The organism is Thioalkalivibrio sp. ALJ4 (assembly GCF_000377225.1).
In the GTDB taxonomy this organism is placed as follows: domain Bacteria; phylum Pseudomonadota; class Gammaproteobacteria; order Ectothiorhodospirales; family Ectothiorhodospiraceae; genus Thioalkalivibrio.
In genome coordinates this window covers 299,680-317,402 of record NZ_KB897919.1, presented here as the reverse complement: position 1 = coordinate 317,402, position 17,723 = coordinate 299,680, and the positions used below count along the sequence as shown (strand labels likewise).

18 protein-coding genes are annotated in these 17,723 nt (G+C 65.3%); 15 read left to right on the top strand and 3 right to left on the bottom strand.

The window, feature by feature from the left end; all coding sequences use genetic code 11:
* The first annotated feature begins 49 nt into the window (after nucleotides 1-49).
* The 14 genes from flhF (at nucleotide 50) to C936_RS0110935 (ending at nucleotide 12,076) form a co-directional block, all read left to right on the top strand.
* Nucleotides 50-1,300 carry a flagellar biosynthesis protein FlhF gene (gene flhF / locus C936_RS0111000; protein WP_018139234.1) on the top strand — a complete coding sequence of 417 codons (1,251 nt, stop codon included), beginning with the start codon at nucleotides 50-52 and terminating at the stop codon, nucleotides 1,298-1,300.
* Complete coding sequence (locus tag C936_RS0110995) at nucleotides 1,287-2,111, top strand: MinD/ParA family protein (protein WP_018862904.1); 825 nt, start codon at nucleotides 1,287-1,289, stop codon at nucleotides 2,109-2,111. Before flhF ends, C936_RS0110995 begins: the two co-directional genes overlap by 14 nt.
* Nucleotides 2,108-2,869, top strand: coding sequence for an RNA polymerase sigma factor FliA (locus tag C936_RS0110990; protein ID WP_018139236.1), 762 nt, complete (start codon nucleotides 2,108-2,110; stop codon nucleotides 2,867-2,869). Before C936_RS0110995 ends, C936_RS0110990 begins: the two co-directional genes overlap by 4 nt.
* Nucleotides 2,870-2,928: 59 nt before the next feature.
* A complete protein-coding gene (cheY, locus tag C936_RS0110985; protein ID WP_018139237.1) occupies nucleotides 2,929-3,309 on the top strand; it encodes a chemotaxis response regulator CheY in 381 nt (126 codons plus the stop codon).
* Nucleotides 3,310-3,411: 102 nt separating this feature from the next.
* Entirely contained in the window at nucleotides 3,412-4,188 is a 777-nt protein-coding gene (locus tag C936_RS0110980; protein WP_018174314.1) for a protein phosphatase CheZ, read from the top strand.
* A gap of 79 nt (nucleotides 4,189-4,267) precedes the next feature.
* The gene (locus C936_RS0110975) at nucleotides 4,268-6,400 is read left to right on the top strand and encodes a chemotaxis protein CheA (protein ID WP_018174315.1); all 2,133 of its coding nucleotides are present in this window, start codon (nucleotides 4,268-4,270) and stop codon (nucleotides 6,398-6,400) included.
* 2 nt (nucleotides 6,401-6,402) lie between these two features.
* A complete protein-coding gene (locus tag C936_RS0110970; RefSeq protein WP_018174316.1) occupies nucleotides 6,403-7,509 on the top strand; it encodes a chemotaxis response regulator protein-glutamate methylesterase in 1,107 nt (368 codons plus the stop codon).
* On the top strand, nucleotides 7,510-8,253 hold the full coding sequence (locus C936_RS0110965) for a flagellar motor protein (protein ID WP_018139241.1): 744 nt from the start codon (nucleotides 7,510-7,512) through the stop codon (nucleotides 8,251-8,253).
* Nucleotides 8,254-8,260: 7 nt separating this feature from the next.
* Complete coding sequence (gene motD / locus C936_RS0110960) at nucleotides 8,261-9,178, top strand: flagellar motor protein MotD (RefSeq protein WP_018174317.1); 918 nt, start codon at nucleotides 8,261-8,263, stop codon at nucleotides 9,176-9,178.
* Nucleotides 9,175-9,981 carry a ParA family protein gene (locus C936_RS0110955; protein WP_018174318.1) on the top strand — a complete coding sequence of 269 codons (807 nt, stop codon included), beginning with the start codon at nucleotides 9,175-9,177 and terminating at the stop codon, nucleotides 9,979-9,981. Before motD ends, C936_RS0110955 begins: the two co-directional genes overlap by 4 nt.
* A complete protein-coding gene (locus C936_RS0110950) occupies nucleotides 9,978-10,709 on the top strand; it encodes a chemotaxis protein CheW (RefSeq protein WP_018174319.1) in 732 nt (243 codons plus the stop codon). Before C936_RS0110955 ends, C936_RS0110950 begins: the two co-directional genes overlap by 4 nt.
* 84 nt (nucleotides 10,710-10,793) lie before the next feature.
* Complete coding sequence (locus C936_RS0110945; RefSeq protein ID WP_018139245.1) at nucleotides 10,794-11,252, top strand: chemotaxis protein CheW; 459 nt, start codon at nucleotides 10,794-10,796, stop codon at nucleotides 11,250-11,252.
* Between the two features lie 99 nt (nucleotides 11,253-11,351).
* Nucleotides 11,352-11,573: a hypothetical protein gene (locus tag C936_RS0110940; protein ID WP_018174320.1), complete on the top strand. Its 222-nt coding sequence runs from the start codon at nucleotides 11,352-11,354 to the stop codon at nucleotides 11,571-11,573.
* An 83-nt stretch (nucleotides 11,574-11,656) separates the two neighbouring features.
* Complete coding sequence (locus tag C936_RS0110935; RefSeq protein ID WP_018174321.1) at nucleotides 11,657-12,076, top strand: DUF2802 domain-containing protein; 420 nt, start codon at nucleotides 11,657-11,659, stop codon at nucleotides 12,074-12,076.
* A gap of 21 nt (nucleotides 12,077-12,097) precedes the next feature.
* Here C936_RS0110935 and C936_RS0110930 read toward each other — a convergent pair whose 3' ends face one another.
* Both C936_RS0110930 and C936_RS0110925 read right to left on the bottom strand, forming a co-directional pair.
* On the bottom strand, nucleotides 12,098-12,457 hold the full coding sequence (locus C936_RS0110930; RefSeq protein ID WP_018174322.1) for an EscU/YscU/HrcU family type III secretion system export apparatus switch protein: 360 nt from the start codon (nucleotides 12,455-12,457) through the stop codon (nucleotides 12,098-12,100).
* 9 nt (nucleotides 12,458-12,466) lie between these two features.
* Entirely contained in the window at nucleotides 12,467-13,702 is a 1,236-nt protein-coding gene (locus tag C936_RS0110925) for a flagellar hook-length control protein FliK (RefSeq protein WP_018174323.1), read from the bottom strand.
* A gap of 223 nt (nucleotides 13,703-13,925) precedes the next feature.
* Here C936_RS0110925 and C936_RS0110920 point away from each other — a divergent pair, with 223 nt between their 5' ends.
* The gene (locus tag C936_RS0110920) at nucleotides 13,926-14,420 is read left to right on the top strand and encodes a low molecular weight protein-tyrosine-phosphatase (protein ID WP_018174324.1); all 495 of its coding nucleotides are present in this window, start codon (nucleotides 13,926-13,928) and stop codon (nucleotides 14,418-14,420) included.
* Nucleotides 14,421-14,494: 74 nt separating this feature from the next.
* Here the strand turns inward: C936_RS0110920 and C936_RS0110915 are convergent, their stop codons facing one another.
* Nucleotides 14,495-17,329 carry an Rne/Rng family ribonuclease gene (locus tag C936_RS0110915; RefSeq protein ID WP_018649525.1) on the bottom strand — a complete coding sequence of 945 codons (2,835 nt, stop codon included), beginning with the start codon at nucleotides 17,327-17,329 and terminating at the stop codon, nucleotides 14,495-14,497.
* Between the last annotated feature and the right edge of the window lie 394 nt (nucleotides 17,330-17,723).

Below are 17,723 nucleotides of genomic sequence, written 5' to 3'. Positions count from 1 at the left end.
GCGGAGCGGGAGAACAGCGATGAATGTGAGACGGTACCGGGCACGCGACATGCGCGATGCGATGCGGCAGGTGCGTGAACAGCAGGGCGAGGATGCCGTGATCCTGTCGAGCCGCCGTGTCGATGGTTGGCTGGAGGTTGTCGCGGCGCTGGAAGATGGCGATGCGGGGGTCTCCGAGCGCGAGCAGCAGGCTGCGGTGAACGCGGTCCATGCCCCGCGTGAGGCGCCGGCATCCGCCTCGCGTCCGAGCCCGGGCTCGGGCTCGGCCTGGCCCGCGGACCCCGAGCTCGCCGCGATGCGCCAGGAGCTGCGGGATCTGCGCAGCCTGCTCACCCGCCAGCACAGCGACAACGAGGCCGCACAGTGGGCGGCGCGGCATCCGCTGGCGGCGGAGTGCAAGGCGCGTCTGATGGACCGTGGGTTCAGCGAGTCACTGGCGCGCAGTCTCGCCGGGAGTATTCTCGACGACAGCACGGTGGAGCAGGCCTGGGAGAGGCTGCGCGCACGCCTTTCCGGGGCGATCGCGACCCGCCATCCGGACATCCTGGATGAAGGTGGCGTGCTGGCCCTGGTGGGGCCTACGGGGGTGGGCAAGACCACTACACTCGCACGCATTGCCTTGCGTCAAATCCGTCGTATGGGTGCGGATTCGGTTACGCTGGTCACACTGGACACCCAGCGCATTGGGGCCACGCGCCAGCTGCAGGCGTTCGCGCAGATGGCGGGCGTGTCATTGCGGGTGCTGCAGAGCCCGCGCGAGTTGCGCGACATGACCGCGCGAGCAGAGGATGGGCATCTGATTCTGGTCGACACCGCCGGGCAGGCACCTTCCGCGGTGGGCGACGAGTCGCTGTTTGCCGGCTGGCCGGACCGTGTCCGGCGCGAGAGCTGGCTGGTCGTCTCCGCGACCACTCAGGCGGCGGCGCTGCGAAGGGTGCTGGATGCGTTCCGGAAGACGGAGCCATCGGCGCTGGTGCTGACCAAACTCGACGAAGCCGAACAGTTGGGGGAGACGTTGTCGGTATTGCTCGATCAACACCTTGGGCTCACGTTTGTTAGCGATGGACAGCGGATTGCCGAAGACTTCCACCGGGTCGAGACGGGCGATCTGACCCGGCGGGCGCTCGGCGAAGAGCGCGGCCCCGCGCGTCGATCCTCCCGCGATGAACGATGGACCGATGCAAGCCTGGCGGAGTTCTCGAATGCCGGCCGCAATGCGCCGTCGCCGCGCCGTACTCAGGATGCGGGCGTTCTGGAGATGATCCATCCGGTGGGGAAAGGACGCTATGCCACGCACTAATCAGCCGTTGAAGGTCATTGCGGTTGCCTCCGGCAAGGGCGGCGTCGGCAAGACCAATGTGTCGGTCAACCTGTCCGTGGCGCTCGCGCGGCTGGGCCGCGAGGTCATGCTGTTTGATGCCGACCTGGGGCTGGCCAATGCCGATGTGCTGCTCGGACTGCGACCCGAGCGCACCCTGCATGACCTGGTGACCGGACAGGTGGACGACCTCCAGGATGTGCTGATCGAGGGCCCGGAGGGGATCAAGGTCATCCCGTCGGCCTCGGGGATCGCGGCGATGGCGAATCTCACGCAGCTCGAGCACAACGGTTTGATCCAGGCATTCAGCGCCTATTCCAAGCCGCTGGATGTGCTGGTGGTGGATACGGCAGCGGGCCTGCAGGAATCCGTCACGACCTTCTGTCGAGCGGTCCAGGAGACCCTGGTCGTCGTCTGCGACGAGCCGGCGTCCATCACCGATGCCTATGCCTTGATCAAGGTGCTGCATCGAGATCATGGCATGCGGCGTTTCCGGCTGGTCACGAATATGGTCCAGGACCGCGCGGGCGCCGAGCGCTTGTTGCAGAAACTCACCACGGTTTGCGACAACTACCTGCCGGAAGTCATCCTGGATCTCGCCGGGTACATCCCGATGGACGAGCATCTGCGCAAGGCCGTCCAGAAACGGGCACCGGTCGTGCAGCAATATCCGGGCAGCCCGGCGGCCAAGGCCTTTACCGAACTCGCCCGTGCGGTCGACCGCTGGCCGGTGGCCCGTGGTGCCGATGGTGGTGTCGGGTTTTTCGTCGAACGGATGCTGCAGAGCGCATGATGGCGACGCGTAATCGCCTCCACGGATACGAGAACGTGGCCGCAGCCGGCCACGAGCAGCGCGTCGCGGAACATATCGAGCTGGTGCACCGCATCGCGCACCATCTGATGGCTCGCCTCCCTTCCTCGGTCCAGGTCGATGACCTGATCCAGGCCGGCATGATTGGCCTGCTGGAGGCCGCGCGGCAATTCGAGGGCGGGCAGGGCGCGACGTTTGCGACCTACGCCGGGATTCGCATCCGTGGCGCGATGATCGACGAGTTACGCCGCAGTGACTGGACCCCGAGATCGGTGCACCGCAACAGCCGCAAGATCGCCGAGGCGATCCAGACGGTCGAGGCCAGGGAGGGACGTGCGGCGCGCGGGGTCGAGGTGGCCGAGGAACTCGAGGTCCCGATCGACGAGTACTACTCGATGCTGCAGGACCATGCCGGCGCCCATCTGTTCGCGCTGGATGATCTGGGCGGCACCGATGGTGATGCGGACCGGGTGATCGAGGGGCAGGAGGCCTCGCCCTCGCGCACGATCGAGGCCGGGGAGTTTCGCGAGGAGCTGGCCGCCGCGCTCGGCGATTTGCCCGAACGCGAACGTCTGGTGTTGTCGCTTTATTACATCGAGGAGCTCAACCTGCGCGAGATTGGCGCGGTACTCGGGGTGACCGAGTCGCGCGTCAGCCAGATCCGCAGTCAGGCCGTTATCCGACTGCGCGCGCGCCTGGGCTCCTGGCTCGAAGACGGCGAGGCTTTGCAGTTATTCTGAAGGCCAAGCTCTAGTACTCATATGAATCATTTATCCCGGAGTGACCTGTGGACAAGGGAATGAAAATTCTCATCGTGGACGACTTCTCCACGATGCGACGGATCATCAAGAACCTGTTGCGTGATCTTGGCTTCAACAACACCCAAGAGGCCGATGACGGCAGCACGGCATTGCCGATGCTCCAGAACGGCGACTTCGATTTTCTGATTACCGACTGGAACATGCCCAATATGCCGGGCATCGACCTGCTGCGGGCGGTGCGTGCCGACGAGAAGCTGAAGACGATGCCGGTGCTGATGGTGACGGCGGAGGCCAAGCGGGATCAGATCGTCGAGGCGGCCGAGGCGGGCGTGAACGGCTACGTGGTGAAGCCCTTTACTGCGGAAACCCTCAAGGAAAAGATCGACAAAATATTCGAACGCATTGAATCCCAAGGCTAGTTTGGGATTCGGTGTCGAAGTCTCCTGGTCCAGACAAATGGATGGCCGGGGGATCGATCCCGGTCATCACGTTCGGGATGGGGAGCGAGCAAGGGGCTTTGGATGACAGACCAAGAACAATCGATCAGTGAGCAGCAAATCGCTCGCGCGCGGGAGCTCGTGCAGGTTCTGGAGGCGGGGGATGAGGTGGCCGCGCGCGCGTTGATCCAGGATCTGGCGCGCCCCTACGACCGCGAACTCTTCGACGAGCTCGGAAAACTTACGCGCGACCTGCACGAGGCCTTGCAAAGCTTCCGGGGGGATTCGCGGCTGGTCGAGTTGACCCAGGCCGAGATCCCGGATGCCCGCGAGCGTCTCAATTATGTGGTCACGATGACCGAGAAGGCCGCGCACGAGACCCTGACCGCGATCGAGACGAGTCTCCCCATTGCCGAATCGTTCAGCCAGCAGGCCGGCCAACTGACGGAGAAGTGGACCCGTTTTCGCAATCGGCAACTCTCGGTCGACGAGTTCCGGGAGTTCGCTCGTGAGCTGGACGAGTTTTTTGCTCAGGCCAACGACGATACCGAAGAGCTGCGCCGCTTGCTGTCGGAGGTTCTGATGGCGCAGAGCTACCAGGATATTACCGGGCAGGTGATCCGGCGCGTGATTCAGCTCGTGACCGACCTGGAGGAGAACCTGGTCACGCTGATTCGGCTGTCCAGTGGGCGTATGGAGACGGTCGAGGCTGCGGAGAAGACGCTGGATGACGATGCCGAGCGGCGTGAGGGCGATCGGCGTGGACACGGGCCAGCAGTGCCGAAGACTCAAGATTCCGGCCAGGATGTCGTTCAAGGACAAGACGAGGTGGACGATCTGTTGTCCAGCCTGGGCTTCTAGGTAGCCCGCTGATCCCTGAATCGGCGGCTTCCCGGCGCCCACCCCTCAACGGCAAGCCTCACCGGAACGGAGAGACCGAATGGCCATCGACCCCAACGACGAAATCCTTCAGGACTTCCTGATCGAGGCCGGGGAACTGCTCGAAGGACTCAACGAGCAGCTGATCGACCTGGAACAGCATCCCGATGACCGGGATCTGTTGAACGCGGTATTTCGCAGCTTTCACACGATCAAGGGTGGCGCGGGCTTTCTGAGCCTGGATCCGCTGGTGACCGTCTGCCATCACGCAGAGGATGTGTTTAATCTCCTGCGCAATGGGGAACGTCAGGTCGACGGTCACCTGATGGATACCATGCTGCGGGTCCTCGATACGTTGAACGTGATGTTTGGCGACCTCCGCTCCGGGGTCGATCCGACGCCCGCGGAGGCCGATCTCGTCGAAGACCTGCGGCGGATGGCCAAGAATGAAGACGTGGCCGGCAATTCCGAACCCGCCGCAATCGCGACGCCAGACGTGCCCCCCGAACCGGAGCCGGAACCGGCACCCCCCGCCGAGGTGGAAGCCACTGCGAAGGCTGGAGGGGATGAGTCGGGGCTGGTCGGTGCCGATGACGAGATTACCGATGACGAGTTCGAGGCCCTGCTGGATTCGCTGCACGGCGATGGTTCGCCGCAGGCGGCCCAGGACTCCGCTACCCCGTCGACTGAGGACGCCGGGTTGCCCGGCACCGATTCGGATGCAGCCGGGCCAGGGGACGACGGCGAGGACCTGATTTCCGACGATGAGTTCGAGAACCTGCTGGACGAGTTGCAGGCGCGAGGTGATGGGCCTCCCGCCACTGCAGCGCCGGCACCCGCTGTGACTGAGTCGTCCCCGCATGAAGAGCCGAGCGTGCAGCCCGAAGCCGCTGGCGCGACACAGGAACCGCCGGCTCCCGAAGCCAAGCCACAGGCGTCTTCGCCTGCGGCCGCGGCGGCCGGCGCCCGGCAGGCCCCTCAGGGCGAGGCCTCGGTCCGTGTGAACACCGAACGTCTCGACGAGATTATGAATCTGGTCGGGGAGCTGGTGCTCGTGCGCAACCGCCTGAGCATGTTGCGAACCCAGCATGTGGACGACGAGCTGGGCAAGGCCATTAGTTCGCTGGCGCTGGTCACGTCGGATCTTCAGACGTCGGTGATGAAGACCCGCATGCAACCGGTCAATAAGGTCTTCAATCGCTTCCCGCGCGTGATCCGCGATCTGTCGCGCAGCCTGGGGAAGGAGATCGAGCTGGAGATCTTCGGCGAGGACACCGACCTCGACAAGAACCTGGTCGAGGCCCTGTCCGATCCGCTGGTGCATCTGGTGCGCAACGCCGTGGATCATGGGATCGAGACTCCGGAGGTGCGCGAGAAGGCCGGCAAACCGCGCAAGGGGACGGTGGTGCTTGGCGCGGCTCAGGAAGGCGATCACATCGCCTTGCTGATCAAGGACGATGGGGGTGGCATGGATCCGCAGGCCCTGCGGCGCAAGGTCGTCGAGAAGGGTCTGATGGAACCCGCGATGGCCGAGCGGATGACCGATCGCGAGGCCTTCAACGTCATCTTCATGGCCGGGTTCTCCACCAAGACCGAGATCTCGGATGTGTCCGGTCGCGGGGTGGGGATGGACGTCGTCAAGACGAAGATCTCGCAGCTTAACGGCACCATCGAGATCGATTCCGAGATCGGTGTCGGGACCACGCTGCGGGTGAAGCTGCCGCTGACCCTGGCGATTCTCCCTGCATTGATGGTCATCCTCGACGGGCGGCGATTCGCGATCCCGCTGGCGTCTGTCTCGGAGATCCTGGACCTGGATCTGACCAAGACCCATTACGTGGATGACCAGGAGGTCATTGTCGTAAGAAATCAGGCGCTTCCGGTTCACTATCTCAAGCGGTGGTTGAAGCCGGGATTCATCCCCGAAGCCAAACCGGAATCGCATGTGGTCGTGGTGCATACCGCGGATCGCAAGGTAGGGCTGGTCGTCGATGATCTGGTGGGCCAGGAAGAGGTGGTGATCAAGCCGCTGGGACAGAACCTGCAGGGCGTGAAGGGCCTGGCAGGCGCGACCATCACGGGTGATGGAGGGATTGCGCTGATCCTGGATGTCGCCGATCTCGTGGGTTTGTTGACGCACAAGATCCCGTCGGCGGGCCGCACCCGGCGGCCTGCGCAAACAATCGAGGGCTAAGGATGCCGGTTAAGGTACTGGTGGTGGATGACTCCGGGTTTTTCCGCCGTCGCATCAGTGAAATTCTGGACGCCGACGCGGGGATCGAGGTCGTCGGCAGCGCGGAGAACGGCGAGGAGGCGATTCGCAAGGTCAAGGAACTGGACCCGGATGTCGTGACCATGGATATCGAGATGCCCGTGATGGACGGCATCACCGCGGTGCGCCGGATCATGGCCGAGAACCCCCGGCCGGTACTGATGTTCTCGAGTCTGACCACCGAGGGGGCCCAGGCGACCCTGGATGCGCTTGAGGCAGGGGCGGTGGACTTTCTGCCGAAGCGCTTCAGCGACATCGCGTCCGACGAGGACAGCGCGCGCATGCTGCTGCGCCGGCGGGTGCGCAGCCTTTCGCGCAGCCGGGCCCGTTCGGTCAGCCAGCCAGGGAGCGTTCGACCAGCGGTCGAGGCCCGCCCTTCTGCGCGTCGTGAAGAGTCCGACCGCAAGGCGGCCGAGGTACAGCGACAGGCCCCGCCGGTCAGTCGGCCCGCCGTGCCGCTGCGGCAGGTCCGCGCGGTGCTGATCGGGACGTCCACCGGGGGGCCGGTGGCCTTGCAGGAAGTGCTCAAGGCCCTGCCGGCGAACTTCCCACAGCCGATCTTGCTGATTCAGCACATGCCTGCGAGCTTTACGCCGGCCTTCGCGGAGCGCCTGGACGCCATGTGCCAAATTCGGGTCAAGCAGGCACAGGATGGCGATGTCATGCGCCCTGGGGTGGCCCTGTTGGCCCCCGGCGGTCTGCAAACCACGCTGGAGCGCGGCAGCCAGACAACGGTGCGCGTGGCCGAGAGCCCGTTGGGCACGATCTACAAGCCCAGCGTGGATGCCGCGTTCAGCTCGGCGGTCGAGGCCTTGCGCGGGCAGGTGCTCGCCGTGGTGCTAACCGGGATGGGCGCAGATGGCCGCGAAGGTGCGCGGGCTTTGAAGACCGCCGGGGCGCAGGTCTGGGCACAGGACGCGGCCACCTCGGTGGTGTATGGGATGCCGGCTGCAGTCGCAGAGGCCGGGCTCGTGGACCAGGTGTATCCGTTGCCGGATGTGGGTCCGGCACTGGTCAAGGGGTTCTGCTAGATGGATATCCTGAGCCTCATCGGGATCACCCTGGGGCTCGTCGCGGTGCTCGGGGGGAGTATCGCGAAGGGGAGTGGTCTGGGCGCACTCTGGAACGCGGCCGCGTTTGTGATCGTGGTCCTGGGGACGCTGGGGGCAACCCTGGTGCAGGCGCGCATGGCGGTGTTTCTTCACGGGATGCGCATTCTGCCCTGGGCATTCAAGCCGCCGCGGATCGACAACGAGGCGATGCTGGCTCGCATCGTGGAGTGGTCCAACGTGGCACGCAAGGAAGGGCTGCTGGGTCTGGAGACGCTGGCCGACGAGGAGACCGACGAATTCGCGCGCAAGGGGCTGCAGTTGCTGGTGGATGGCTCCGAGCCGCAGACCATCCGCCAGATCCTCGAGGCGGATCTGGACAACCGCGAGCATTTCGATACCCAGGGGGCCAAGGTATTCGAGAGCATGGGGGTCTACGCCCCGACGCTTGGCATTGTCGGCGCGGTGATGGGTCTGATGGCGGTCATGCAGAACCTGGCTGACCCCAGCAAGCTGGGAGCGGGGATTGCCGCGGCCTTTGTCGCCACGATCTACGGGATTGCGTCGGCGAATCTGTTGTTCCTGCCGGTGGCGAACAAGCTGAAATCAATCATCCAGAAACGCTCGCAGCACCAGTTGATGCTGATGGAGGGGCTGATCTCCATCGCCGAGGGCGAAAACCCCCGCAACATTGAAAGCAAGCTTAGCGGCTTCATCCACGAGTGAGGTCGCGATGGCCCGGCGCAAACGCCCAGAAGAAGCGGAGAATCACGAGGCCTGGGCCATCCCCTATGGCGACCTGGTCACGCTGCTGCTGGCGTTTTTCGTGGTGATGTACGCGATCTCCTCGGTGGATGACGGCAAGTATCGTGTGCTGTCGGAGTCGCTGGTGGACGCCTTCCGGGCACCGGCGCAGACCGATCCGATCCAGGTGGGAGAACCGACGGTGTCGCGTGAGCAGTCCCTGGACGAGATGCGCGCGCTGGTTCCGATTGATGTGCAGCCCGGCATCGTTGACGACGGTGTAGCACCCATCGACATGGCCTTATCCGGGCTACTGGACGATGCGGGTACGGATGACGAGCTGCAGGAGTTCCTGGAGGCACTGGCCGAGGTCGCCGACGAGCTGGAAATGGCGATGGCCCCCTTGATCGAGGAGGGTGATCTCCGGGTAAGCCGCGAGGCGTACTGGCTGGAAATCGAGATCACCAGTCGGCTGTTGTTCGGGAGCGGTTCGGCTACGTTGAATCCCGAGGCCCGGGCCCTGCTGGACGAGGTCGGGGCGATCCTCGCGCCGCGGGTGTCGCGGGTGCACGTGGAGGGCCATACGGACAATGTCCCGATCCAGACGGCGGTCTATCCTTCCAACTGGGAGCTTTCTTCGGGGCGTGCCGCGGCCGTGGTGAGCGTGTTTGAAGACGCGGGCATCGAGCCGAAGAATCTGGTGGCCCTAGGATATGGTGAGCATCGTCCGGTCGCGAGCAATGATACCGAGCAAGGACGGGCGGAAAACCGGCGGGTGGCCATCGTGGTCCTGCCCGGCGCGCGCCCGCGCGAAGACGGGGCGCAGGAACCCGAGCAATTGCGCGAAGACCTTCCGCTCGCGCCGGGTGCACCAACGATGGATGGGGACGAGGGGGATACCGAGTGAAGATCTGGGCGGTGGCCAACCAGAAGGGCGGGGTGGGCAAGACCACGACCACAGTCACCCTGAGTGGCCTGTTGTCGGGTCCGGAACAGCGCGTCCTGATGGTCGACGTCGACCCCCATGGCTCGCTGACGGCCTATTTCGGCCACGACCCGGAGACCGCCACCCGCGGTGTGTACGAGCTGTTCAGCCAGTGCGCAGAGGGGAAGCGTCCTGATCCGCGGGGGTTGATCCGCGAGACCCGGTTCCTGGGGCTGGACTTGCTGACGGCCAGCACGGCACTGGCCACACTCGACCGGCAGCTTGGTACGCGCAGCGGGATGGGCCTGGTGCTGCGCCAGGCGCTGGAGCAGGTCGCCGACCAGTACGACTACGTGCTGATGGACTGCCCGCCCATGCTGGGCGTGTTGATGGTCAATGCCCTGGCGGCCTGTGACGAGCTGCTGGTCCCGGTGCAGACCGAGTTCCTTGCCCTCAAGGGCCTGGAACGCATGATCAATACCCTGAAAATGGTCCAGAAGTCGCGCAAGGCCGAGTTGCAGTACCGGATCATTCCCACCCTGTTCGATCGACGCACGCGTGCCGCGCACGAGGCGTTGGCCGAGCTGCGCCGCCTTTATGGCGATGAGGTCTGGCCCGGCGTGATCCCGGTCGATACGAAGTTTCGCGATGCGTCGAGCGCAGGCCAGCCGCTGTGCTTCATGATTCCGGACGCCCGGGGCGTACTGGCGTACTCGGACTTGCTGGAGGCGATTGGCGGGCAGCTTTCGCAGCCTCATGCCCGGACCCGGAGGCAGAAGGGATGAACCGTTCGCGCGATGACAACCTGGCACTCAAGGCCGAACCTGAAGCCCTGCATGACTATTTTGGCAGCCTGCTGGACGAACCGGCGCCGATCGCCCCGGCGCACCTGCTGCGCCCGGATATCCTCGAACCGAGACCGGCGCCCGCTGAACCGGAGCCGTTAGACGAACCAGAGGTCCCCGTGGTGGCCGAAGCGGTCGCGCCCCCCGTGCCTCCGCGCACGATTGTCGAGAGTGACGAGTATCCGCGTCCGTCCGAGCGATTCTCCGCCCTGGTGCTGGAGGCCGGGAATCTGACCCTGCTGGCGCCGCTGGCCTCGCTCGGCGGCGTTGCGCCGCTTGGGGATCTGGATGTGCGCCCCACGCCCAACCACTCCGTCTGGTATCTGGGTCTGGCGGATACCAAACAGGGGCGAGTGCAGTTGATTGATCTCGCGGCCGTGGTGACCCCCGAGGATCGGGAATATGAGCCGGAGACAGCCCGCCATGTCGTGTTCCTGGCCGGTTCGCGCTTCGCGTTGGCCTGCCGCTCGATTCAGGGGACCCGCGTGATCGACCCTCAGAATCTGCGCTGGCGCAGTCACCGCAAGCGCCTGCCCTGGCTGGCCGGGGTGGAGCGGGAACAGATGGCCACCCTGCTGGACCTGGAGGCCCTCGACCGGACCCTGGACCAGGGCAGCTGGGAAATGGGCGGTACTCCGGACTCAAGCCGGGACGAGCGCGGCCGATAACGTATTCAGGAACCGAACACCGGGCCCGCAACAGGGTCCGCGAGCGACGAGGACGACATGAGCAGCGCACAAGACGTAGAAGCGATGGCCAAGGCCGATACGGCCCCGTATGTGACGTTCAGTCTCGCGGAGGAGACCTACGCGATTGACGTCCTGCAGGTGCAGGAGGTGCTGAAGGTCACCGAGATCGCGCCTGTTCCCGGTGTGCCGGACTATATCCTTGGCATTATCAACCTGCGGGGCAACGTCGTGACCGTGATCGACGCGCGCCGCCGTATGGGCCTGGAGGACCGCGAGCCGGACGAGGCCTCGCGCATCGTGATCATCGATGTCGACAACCAGAATGTCGGCATCCTGGTGGACTCGGTCTCGGAGGTCGTGCGGATCTCGCTGGATTCGGTCGAGCCCGCGCCGGAAGTCGGAAATGACGACAGTTCGCGGTTCATCCAGGGGGTGACGAGCACGGAGCAGGGGCTCACGATCCTGGTCGACCTGAACAAGCTCCTGTCTGACGAGGAATGGGCCCAGTTGCGGGAGCTGTAGAAACCGCGGGGCATTCGGCGAACTGGAACCGCCGCGTATTGGAGAGGATCAAACCTGAGAGTGGCTCCGAAACGCGGCATGCGGAGGGGAGGTGGGGCGATGGTGGATGAACTGCAGCCGGATCGTACGGTTCGCCCCGTGCAGCCGCCGACCACGAACTCCACGGTTCGCCCGGTCCATACGACCGTGCCCGGGCGGACGCTCAGTGATGACCACGACCGGGACCCCGTGCTGCGTCCGGCCGTAAAGCCTGCGCAACAGCGTTCCCCGCGCGACCGACGCCAGCGCCCCCGTAAGGGCTTGATCGACGATTACGCCTGACGGACCCCTCCAGTCGGCCCCGGGTGGTGTATCAGTGCATTTCACGCGACAATCGAGTCTGAGTCGCTGGGAGTATTGGGTCGATGGGGGAAAGCATTCTGGTTTGGATTGTCGCGGCAATCGCCCTGGTGGCGACCGTCGTTGCAGTGCTGTCCGTCTCGCTTGTGTTAACCCTGCGGCGCCAGCTCGCGACGTTGCGCCAGGACTACCAGCGTCAGGCGACCTCGGTGATGGCGCTGCAGGGGGCGATGAAGGTCATCTCCCAGGGGGTGGTCAACCACAGCCAGGCGCAATCCGCGGTGCAGCGCGCACTGGAGCGCCTCAACGACCAGCAAAGCGAGCTGCGGGCCCGTGACGCCGATGATGGCGCCTATCAGCAGGCGATCGAGCTTATTCGGCAGGGCCGTGAGCGCGAAGAAGTCCGCCGGATGTGCGGCCTGACCACCACCGAGCTGGACCTCCTGTACAGTCTGCACGCCCCCGGCTCTGCGGGTCGTCGTTAGTCCCTGCTACTGCTTGTGTCTTCACTCGCCCGATGTTGAATCGTCGCGGCGGTATCCCTGTTCGCGGTCCTCGGGTGTGATGCCCGCAAGCACAAATACAAACGCCAGGACCTCGGCCACCGCGACATAAAGGCTCTCCGGGACCTCTTCGCCCAGCGGTACCTGTGCGAGCGCCTCGGTCAGGCCCGGGTCCTGGTGCAGGGGAATCCCGTGTTCCTCGGCGATTCGCAGGATCTGCTCGGCGGTGACACCACTGCCGCTCGCGGTGATACGCGGCGCCCGTTGCCGGTCCCATTCCAGTGCCACCGCTTGCTGCCGGCGGGGGCCGCGGGGGTCGACGTACGGCTCGTCGTGATCGTGAGGGGGGCGTCGCTTGCTCATCTCAAGCCTTCAGGCGCGCTCGTCCAGCAGCCCGTCACGCAAGGTAAGGCTCGCCGGATCCTGTGGCTCCACCTGACCTTCTCGCACCGAGAGCGATCCGACGGTCAGGTCACGCCCGGCCAGGCGCTGATGGAGTTCCGGCGTGCCGGCGCGCAGGCGTTGGGCGGTTTCCGGGCGTTCTGCGGTGAAATGAACGGATACCCGGTCATCGCGCAGCGCAAGGGCGACACGGGTAGGGCCGAGGGCCTGCAAATCGAGATCCAGCACAAGAGTCCATCCCTCGGCGCGTTCGGGGGGGCGGCCAGCCTCGTGCTGCAACTGGCCGGCCAGCGAGTGAAGCCCTTGCGGGCTGCGAAAGGGTAGCTCGAAGAACCAGCGGGGGTGCGACTCGTCGTCTCCCTGCGTGCTGGGCTGCAGTGAATGCAGTTGCAGCGTGGTAATGCGCTTCAGCATCCCTTCGATGAGCCCGGCCAGCGCCCCCGTGGGAGGCAGGCCCGCCGTGGTGGGCGCGGGTGGGGCCGGCGTCGCAGCCGCGGGGGTTGGCAGAGGGGAACGGGTCTCGGCCGATTGGCGCAGGTGTTCGGCGACGCGCAGCAGCTGGGCCTTGAGATCCTGAGCGGCCGTGCCAGAGGTATTGGTTCGAACCCCCTGAGCGAGCATGGCCTCCAGCCACAGGCCGGACTGCTGGATATGGCGATTCAGGCTATCGGGGCTGGTCAGGCGAACGGCAGGAGGTGTCAGTTCGATCAGGCGGTTCATCGCCGGCAGCAGTCGGGCTTCGCTTGCTGTGGGTGGCGCGCCGGCTGCTATGGCCGTGGCCAGCGTGTTCTGAATCGTTTGCATGCCACCGGCCAGGCCTCGCGCCCCCGGTATCTGGTGGCGCAACTCGCGCAACAGCCACTGCGTGGCGTCGTGCTGGCCGACCGACGGATTCGATGGTGAAGTCGGCGCCGGGGGCGAGGGCGAACCGGTCGCCAGGGTGGTGCCAGAGGGCAGGGGTAGCAGCCTCACCTCCAGGCGCGGCTCTGTGCGGGTCACCTCGGCGAGGGCGATGCGTGGCCCGGACTGGTTGCCGGGTAGCAGGGCGTTGGGTAGTGGAGTCGCGAGCTGGGCATTGAAGGTGGGCGCGCGGGTGTCCACGCTTTGCGCGCCGGACGACGTCAGCGGACGCAGTTGAACTCCCCGTTCGGCCAGTTGCCCGACGATCTGGACCTGCAGCCGGGTGCCGGTCTCAAGCGTCGGCATCGCGCTCGCTCGCGGGGCTACCCGATCAAGGCCGCCTGCGGGCAATCCGGTTGGGCGAGGGCCGGTAAAGTCGGGCATCGGTGCTCCGAGTCGCTTGGGAAGCGGCTGCCCGCACAGCAGGCATGCCAACAGCATCGCACACCGCGTCCGCCGCGCCTACGGGCGGGCATCGGAGCGGGGCTTTGCTATGCTGTGTGTTCATTTCGCGAACACAAAAGAAGGCATGCAAAAGATTCGAGTGCTGATGGTTTGTCTGGGCAATATCTGCCGCTCGCCCATGGCTCACGGTGTCTTCCAGGCACGCGTGCGCGCGCATGGTCTGGAGTCCGCCATCGAGGTGGATTCGGCGGGTACGGCGGGTTATCACGTTGGGGCACGGCCGGACCCGCGCGCCCGCGAGGAGGCGAGCCGCCGAGGCTACGATCTCGACCAGTTGCGGGCGCGGCAGCTGGAGGCGGACGACTTCGAGACGTTCGACTACATCCTGACGATGGACGAGGCGAACTATCGCAATGCCCAGCAGATCCAGCCGAATGGCGCCCGCGCGCGGTTGCACCGTTTCCTGGAGTTCGCCCAGGACCATCCCGAGCGCGAAGTACCGGACCCGTACTATGGCGGGCCGGATGGCTTCGTTCATGTGATGGATCTCGTCGAGGCCGCCAGCGACGGCCTGCTGGACCACATCTGCCGGGAACACGCGCTGGAGCGCGTCTCCTGAAGACCCTGGTCAGGCGGCCGGGGCGTTCTCCCGCCGGCCGATAACGCGATAAACGTTATCGGCCGGTTTCCAGCTCAATCGCGCGGTTTGTCGTCCGGGCTGCTCGAAGACTCAGCCGCCGGTTCCGGCTTGCTGGCCGGCTTGTCGGTCGGGGGTGCCGAGGCCGGCTCCGACCGGGCAGAACCGCTGGCCTCGGCGGGTGCGGCCTTCTCGGGCGTGGGCTTGGCATCGCTTTTCTTGCCACGAGACGGCTTTGATGCGGAGCTGTCATCCGTTTTGGCGGCTTCGGAAGGGCGATTCTCGGTGTGCGATCCAGAATCACCCTTGTCCTTCGCGTCATCCGTTTTGGACGATTGAGCGCTTCCCTTTGCCCGACGTGTGCCGGAGGCAGCCTTGGGTGCCTCTTCCGACCCTTTTTCCGCCTTGCCAGGCTCGCGGGTTGGCTTCTCCTGGGCCTGAGGCTTGTCGCTTACCGCACCTTTGTCTTCAGGCGCCTTTTCGCTTTTGCCACCGGTTTCCTGGCCGGAGTCCTTCTCGGCTGATTTTTCCCTAGCGGCCGGTTTGGACTCGCCGCTGGGTGGCTGGCTGTCGCCCTTGCCCGAGTCCTGCACGGCCGGCTTCCTGGTGGTCTCGCTGTCCTGGGGCGAGGAGGCGGACTTGTCACCTTCCTTCGAAGTACCGGCATCCTGGTTCTCGGCGTTTTCATTACCCGAGCTGTCGTCACCGCTTCCGGAGCGGCCGCGGCCGCCACGACGGCGCCCGCCCCGGCGCGAGCGGCGCGAACGGGCACGGCCCTTGCCGCTATCGTCGTCGGAAGTGGACGGGCCGTTCCCGGAAGGCGATGCCGGTTCCTCGGATGTTGCGGCTGCCTCGCCCCCTTCCGCCTTCGGTTTGGCGGCCTTGGGTTCGGTTTCGCGAGCCTTGGTGCCGGCGCCACCACTGGCGCTACCACGCCGTCGCGATCGGCCGCCTTTGCCGCCGTCTTCACTACCGGCGCTGCTGGCGTCCTGACGGGGCTCGCCTTTGCCGTTACCTGACGGCTTCGCTGCATCACGCTTGTCACCGCCGTCGTCTCGTGCGCCACGGCGCCGGTTGGAGCCGCCCCCAGGGTTGCTTCCATTACCGCGGCTGGCTCGCTGCTGCCCGCCTTTGCCGCGCTTGCGCCCCTCGTCTTTCTCTTGCTCTTCTGCTTCAGGCTCCGGGGTCCGGGCCGCATTGGGGAACAGGGAGGACCAGATGCGGGTAAAGAACCCGGGTTGCTGCACCGGCTCGCTGGGCGTTTGAGGGGCGGGCGACTCGGCCATCGGGGCCGGGGCCTTGACCTTCACACCCTGGACCAGGGGCTTCTCCACTTTGCCGCGGCGTTCGCCGTGCGGGTCGACATCCTCTTCGACGGACTCCACGAGTTCGTGCGATCCGCGGCCACTGACGACCTCTTCGCGTTCGTCGCCGCGCACGCGCTGGACCTCGAACTTCGGTGTCAGGTACTGCGGGTTCGGGACGATACTGATATCGACCCGATGGCGTGCCTCGATCTCGTTGATCGATGAACGTTTTTCGTTCAGCAGGAAGGTGCCGACATCGACCGGGACCTGCGCCAGGACGAGGCCGGTGCGGTCTTTCATCGCCTCTTCTTCGATCAGGCGCAGGATCGACAGGGCTAGCGACTCGACGCTGCGCACCTGGCCATGCCCCTGGCAGCGGGGGCAGGTGATCTGGCTGGACTCGCCGAGCGACGAACGCAGGCGCTGGCGCGACATCTCCAGCAGCCCAAAGCGACTGATGCGGCCCACCTGGACCCGCGCGCGATCGAGCTCGAGCGCTTCGCGGAGACGGTTTTCCACTTCTCGCTGATGCTTGTTGGCGCTCATGTCGATGAAATCGATCACGATCAGGCCGCCCAGATCTCGCACGCGCAGCTGGCGCGCCACCTCTTCAGCGGCTTCCAGATTGGTGTGGAAGGCGGTCTCCTCGATATCGCCACCCTTGGTGGAGCGGGCGGAGTTCACGTCGATGGAGATCAGGGCCTCGGTATGGTCGATGACCAGGGCGCCGCCGGAGGGGAGCTGCACGTCGCGATCGAAGGCGCTCTCGATCTGACTTTCGATCTGATAGCGGTTGAACAGCGGGACGGGGTCGTCGTACTTCTTCAGCTTGCGCTGGCTGTTCGGCATCACCAGTCGGACGAAGTCCTCCGCCTGCTGATAGACGGCTTCGTCGTCGATGATCACCTCGCCGACGTCATTGCGCATGTGATCGCGCAGGGCGCGGATGATCACGTTGCTTTCCTGGTGGATCAGCGCCGGGGCGTTGGCCTTTTCCGCCGCCTCGGTCACGGCCGACCAAAGGGCCGTCATGTAGTCGAGGTCCCATTGCAGTTCTTCGGTGCTGCGGCCTACGCCGGCGGTGCGGGCGATCACGCCCATGCCATCGGGCATGGTCAGGCCGGACAGGGCCTCGCGCAGTTCCGCTCGATCTTCGCCCTCAATGCGTCGCGAGACGCCACCGGCCTTGGGATTGTTTGGCATCAGGACCAGGTAGCGCCCGGCCAGGCTGATATAGGTGGTCAGCGCGGCACCCTTGTTGCCTCGTTCTTCCTTCTCCACCTGGACGAGAAGCTGGGTCCCTTCCTTTAGCAGCTCGCGGATGGGCTTGTCGCTGTCGGCCGGCGCGCCAACCGCGGAGGGGGCGATCTCCTTGAACGGGAGAAAGCCGTGGCGCTCGGCGCCGAAATTAACAAACGCGGCTTCGAGGCTTGGCTCGACGCGGGTGATCTTGGCCTTGTAGATGTTGGCCTTCTTGCGCTCGCGCGAGGGCAGTTCGATATCGAGGTCGTACAGCCGCTGGCCGTCGACCATGGCCACGCGCAGCTCTTCGGGCTGCGTGGCATTGATCAGGATGCGTTTCATGCAATGGACTCGGTCGGTCGTCCTGTACGTCGGTCACAAGCCCGGGGCCGTGTGGTGCGGAACGGAGGCGGCACGTCGACGTTTCGAGACGCATGCTCGCCATGGCGGCGCGAAGAGGAATCCAACGCGCCAGCCAGGTGTTCACCAATAGCCACGGGACCAGCCGTCCGCGGGATGCGGGGCCGGGGAGACAGGACTGGGTTAGAAGAAATAGTGTCACAGGTTCGCTTTTGGGCGATGGCCGTCTGGTCGCATGTAGTCGCACTGTGCAGGACCAGATCGGCGGGTAATTCGAGGCGCCCGGGCGCAATATCCGCCAGCAGGTACCGTGCGCCAATGTAGGGCATAACCCCCCGATTGGGCAAGTTTTTTCGTCGCGGAAATGCCAGGGTAC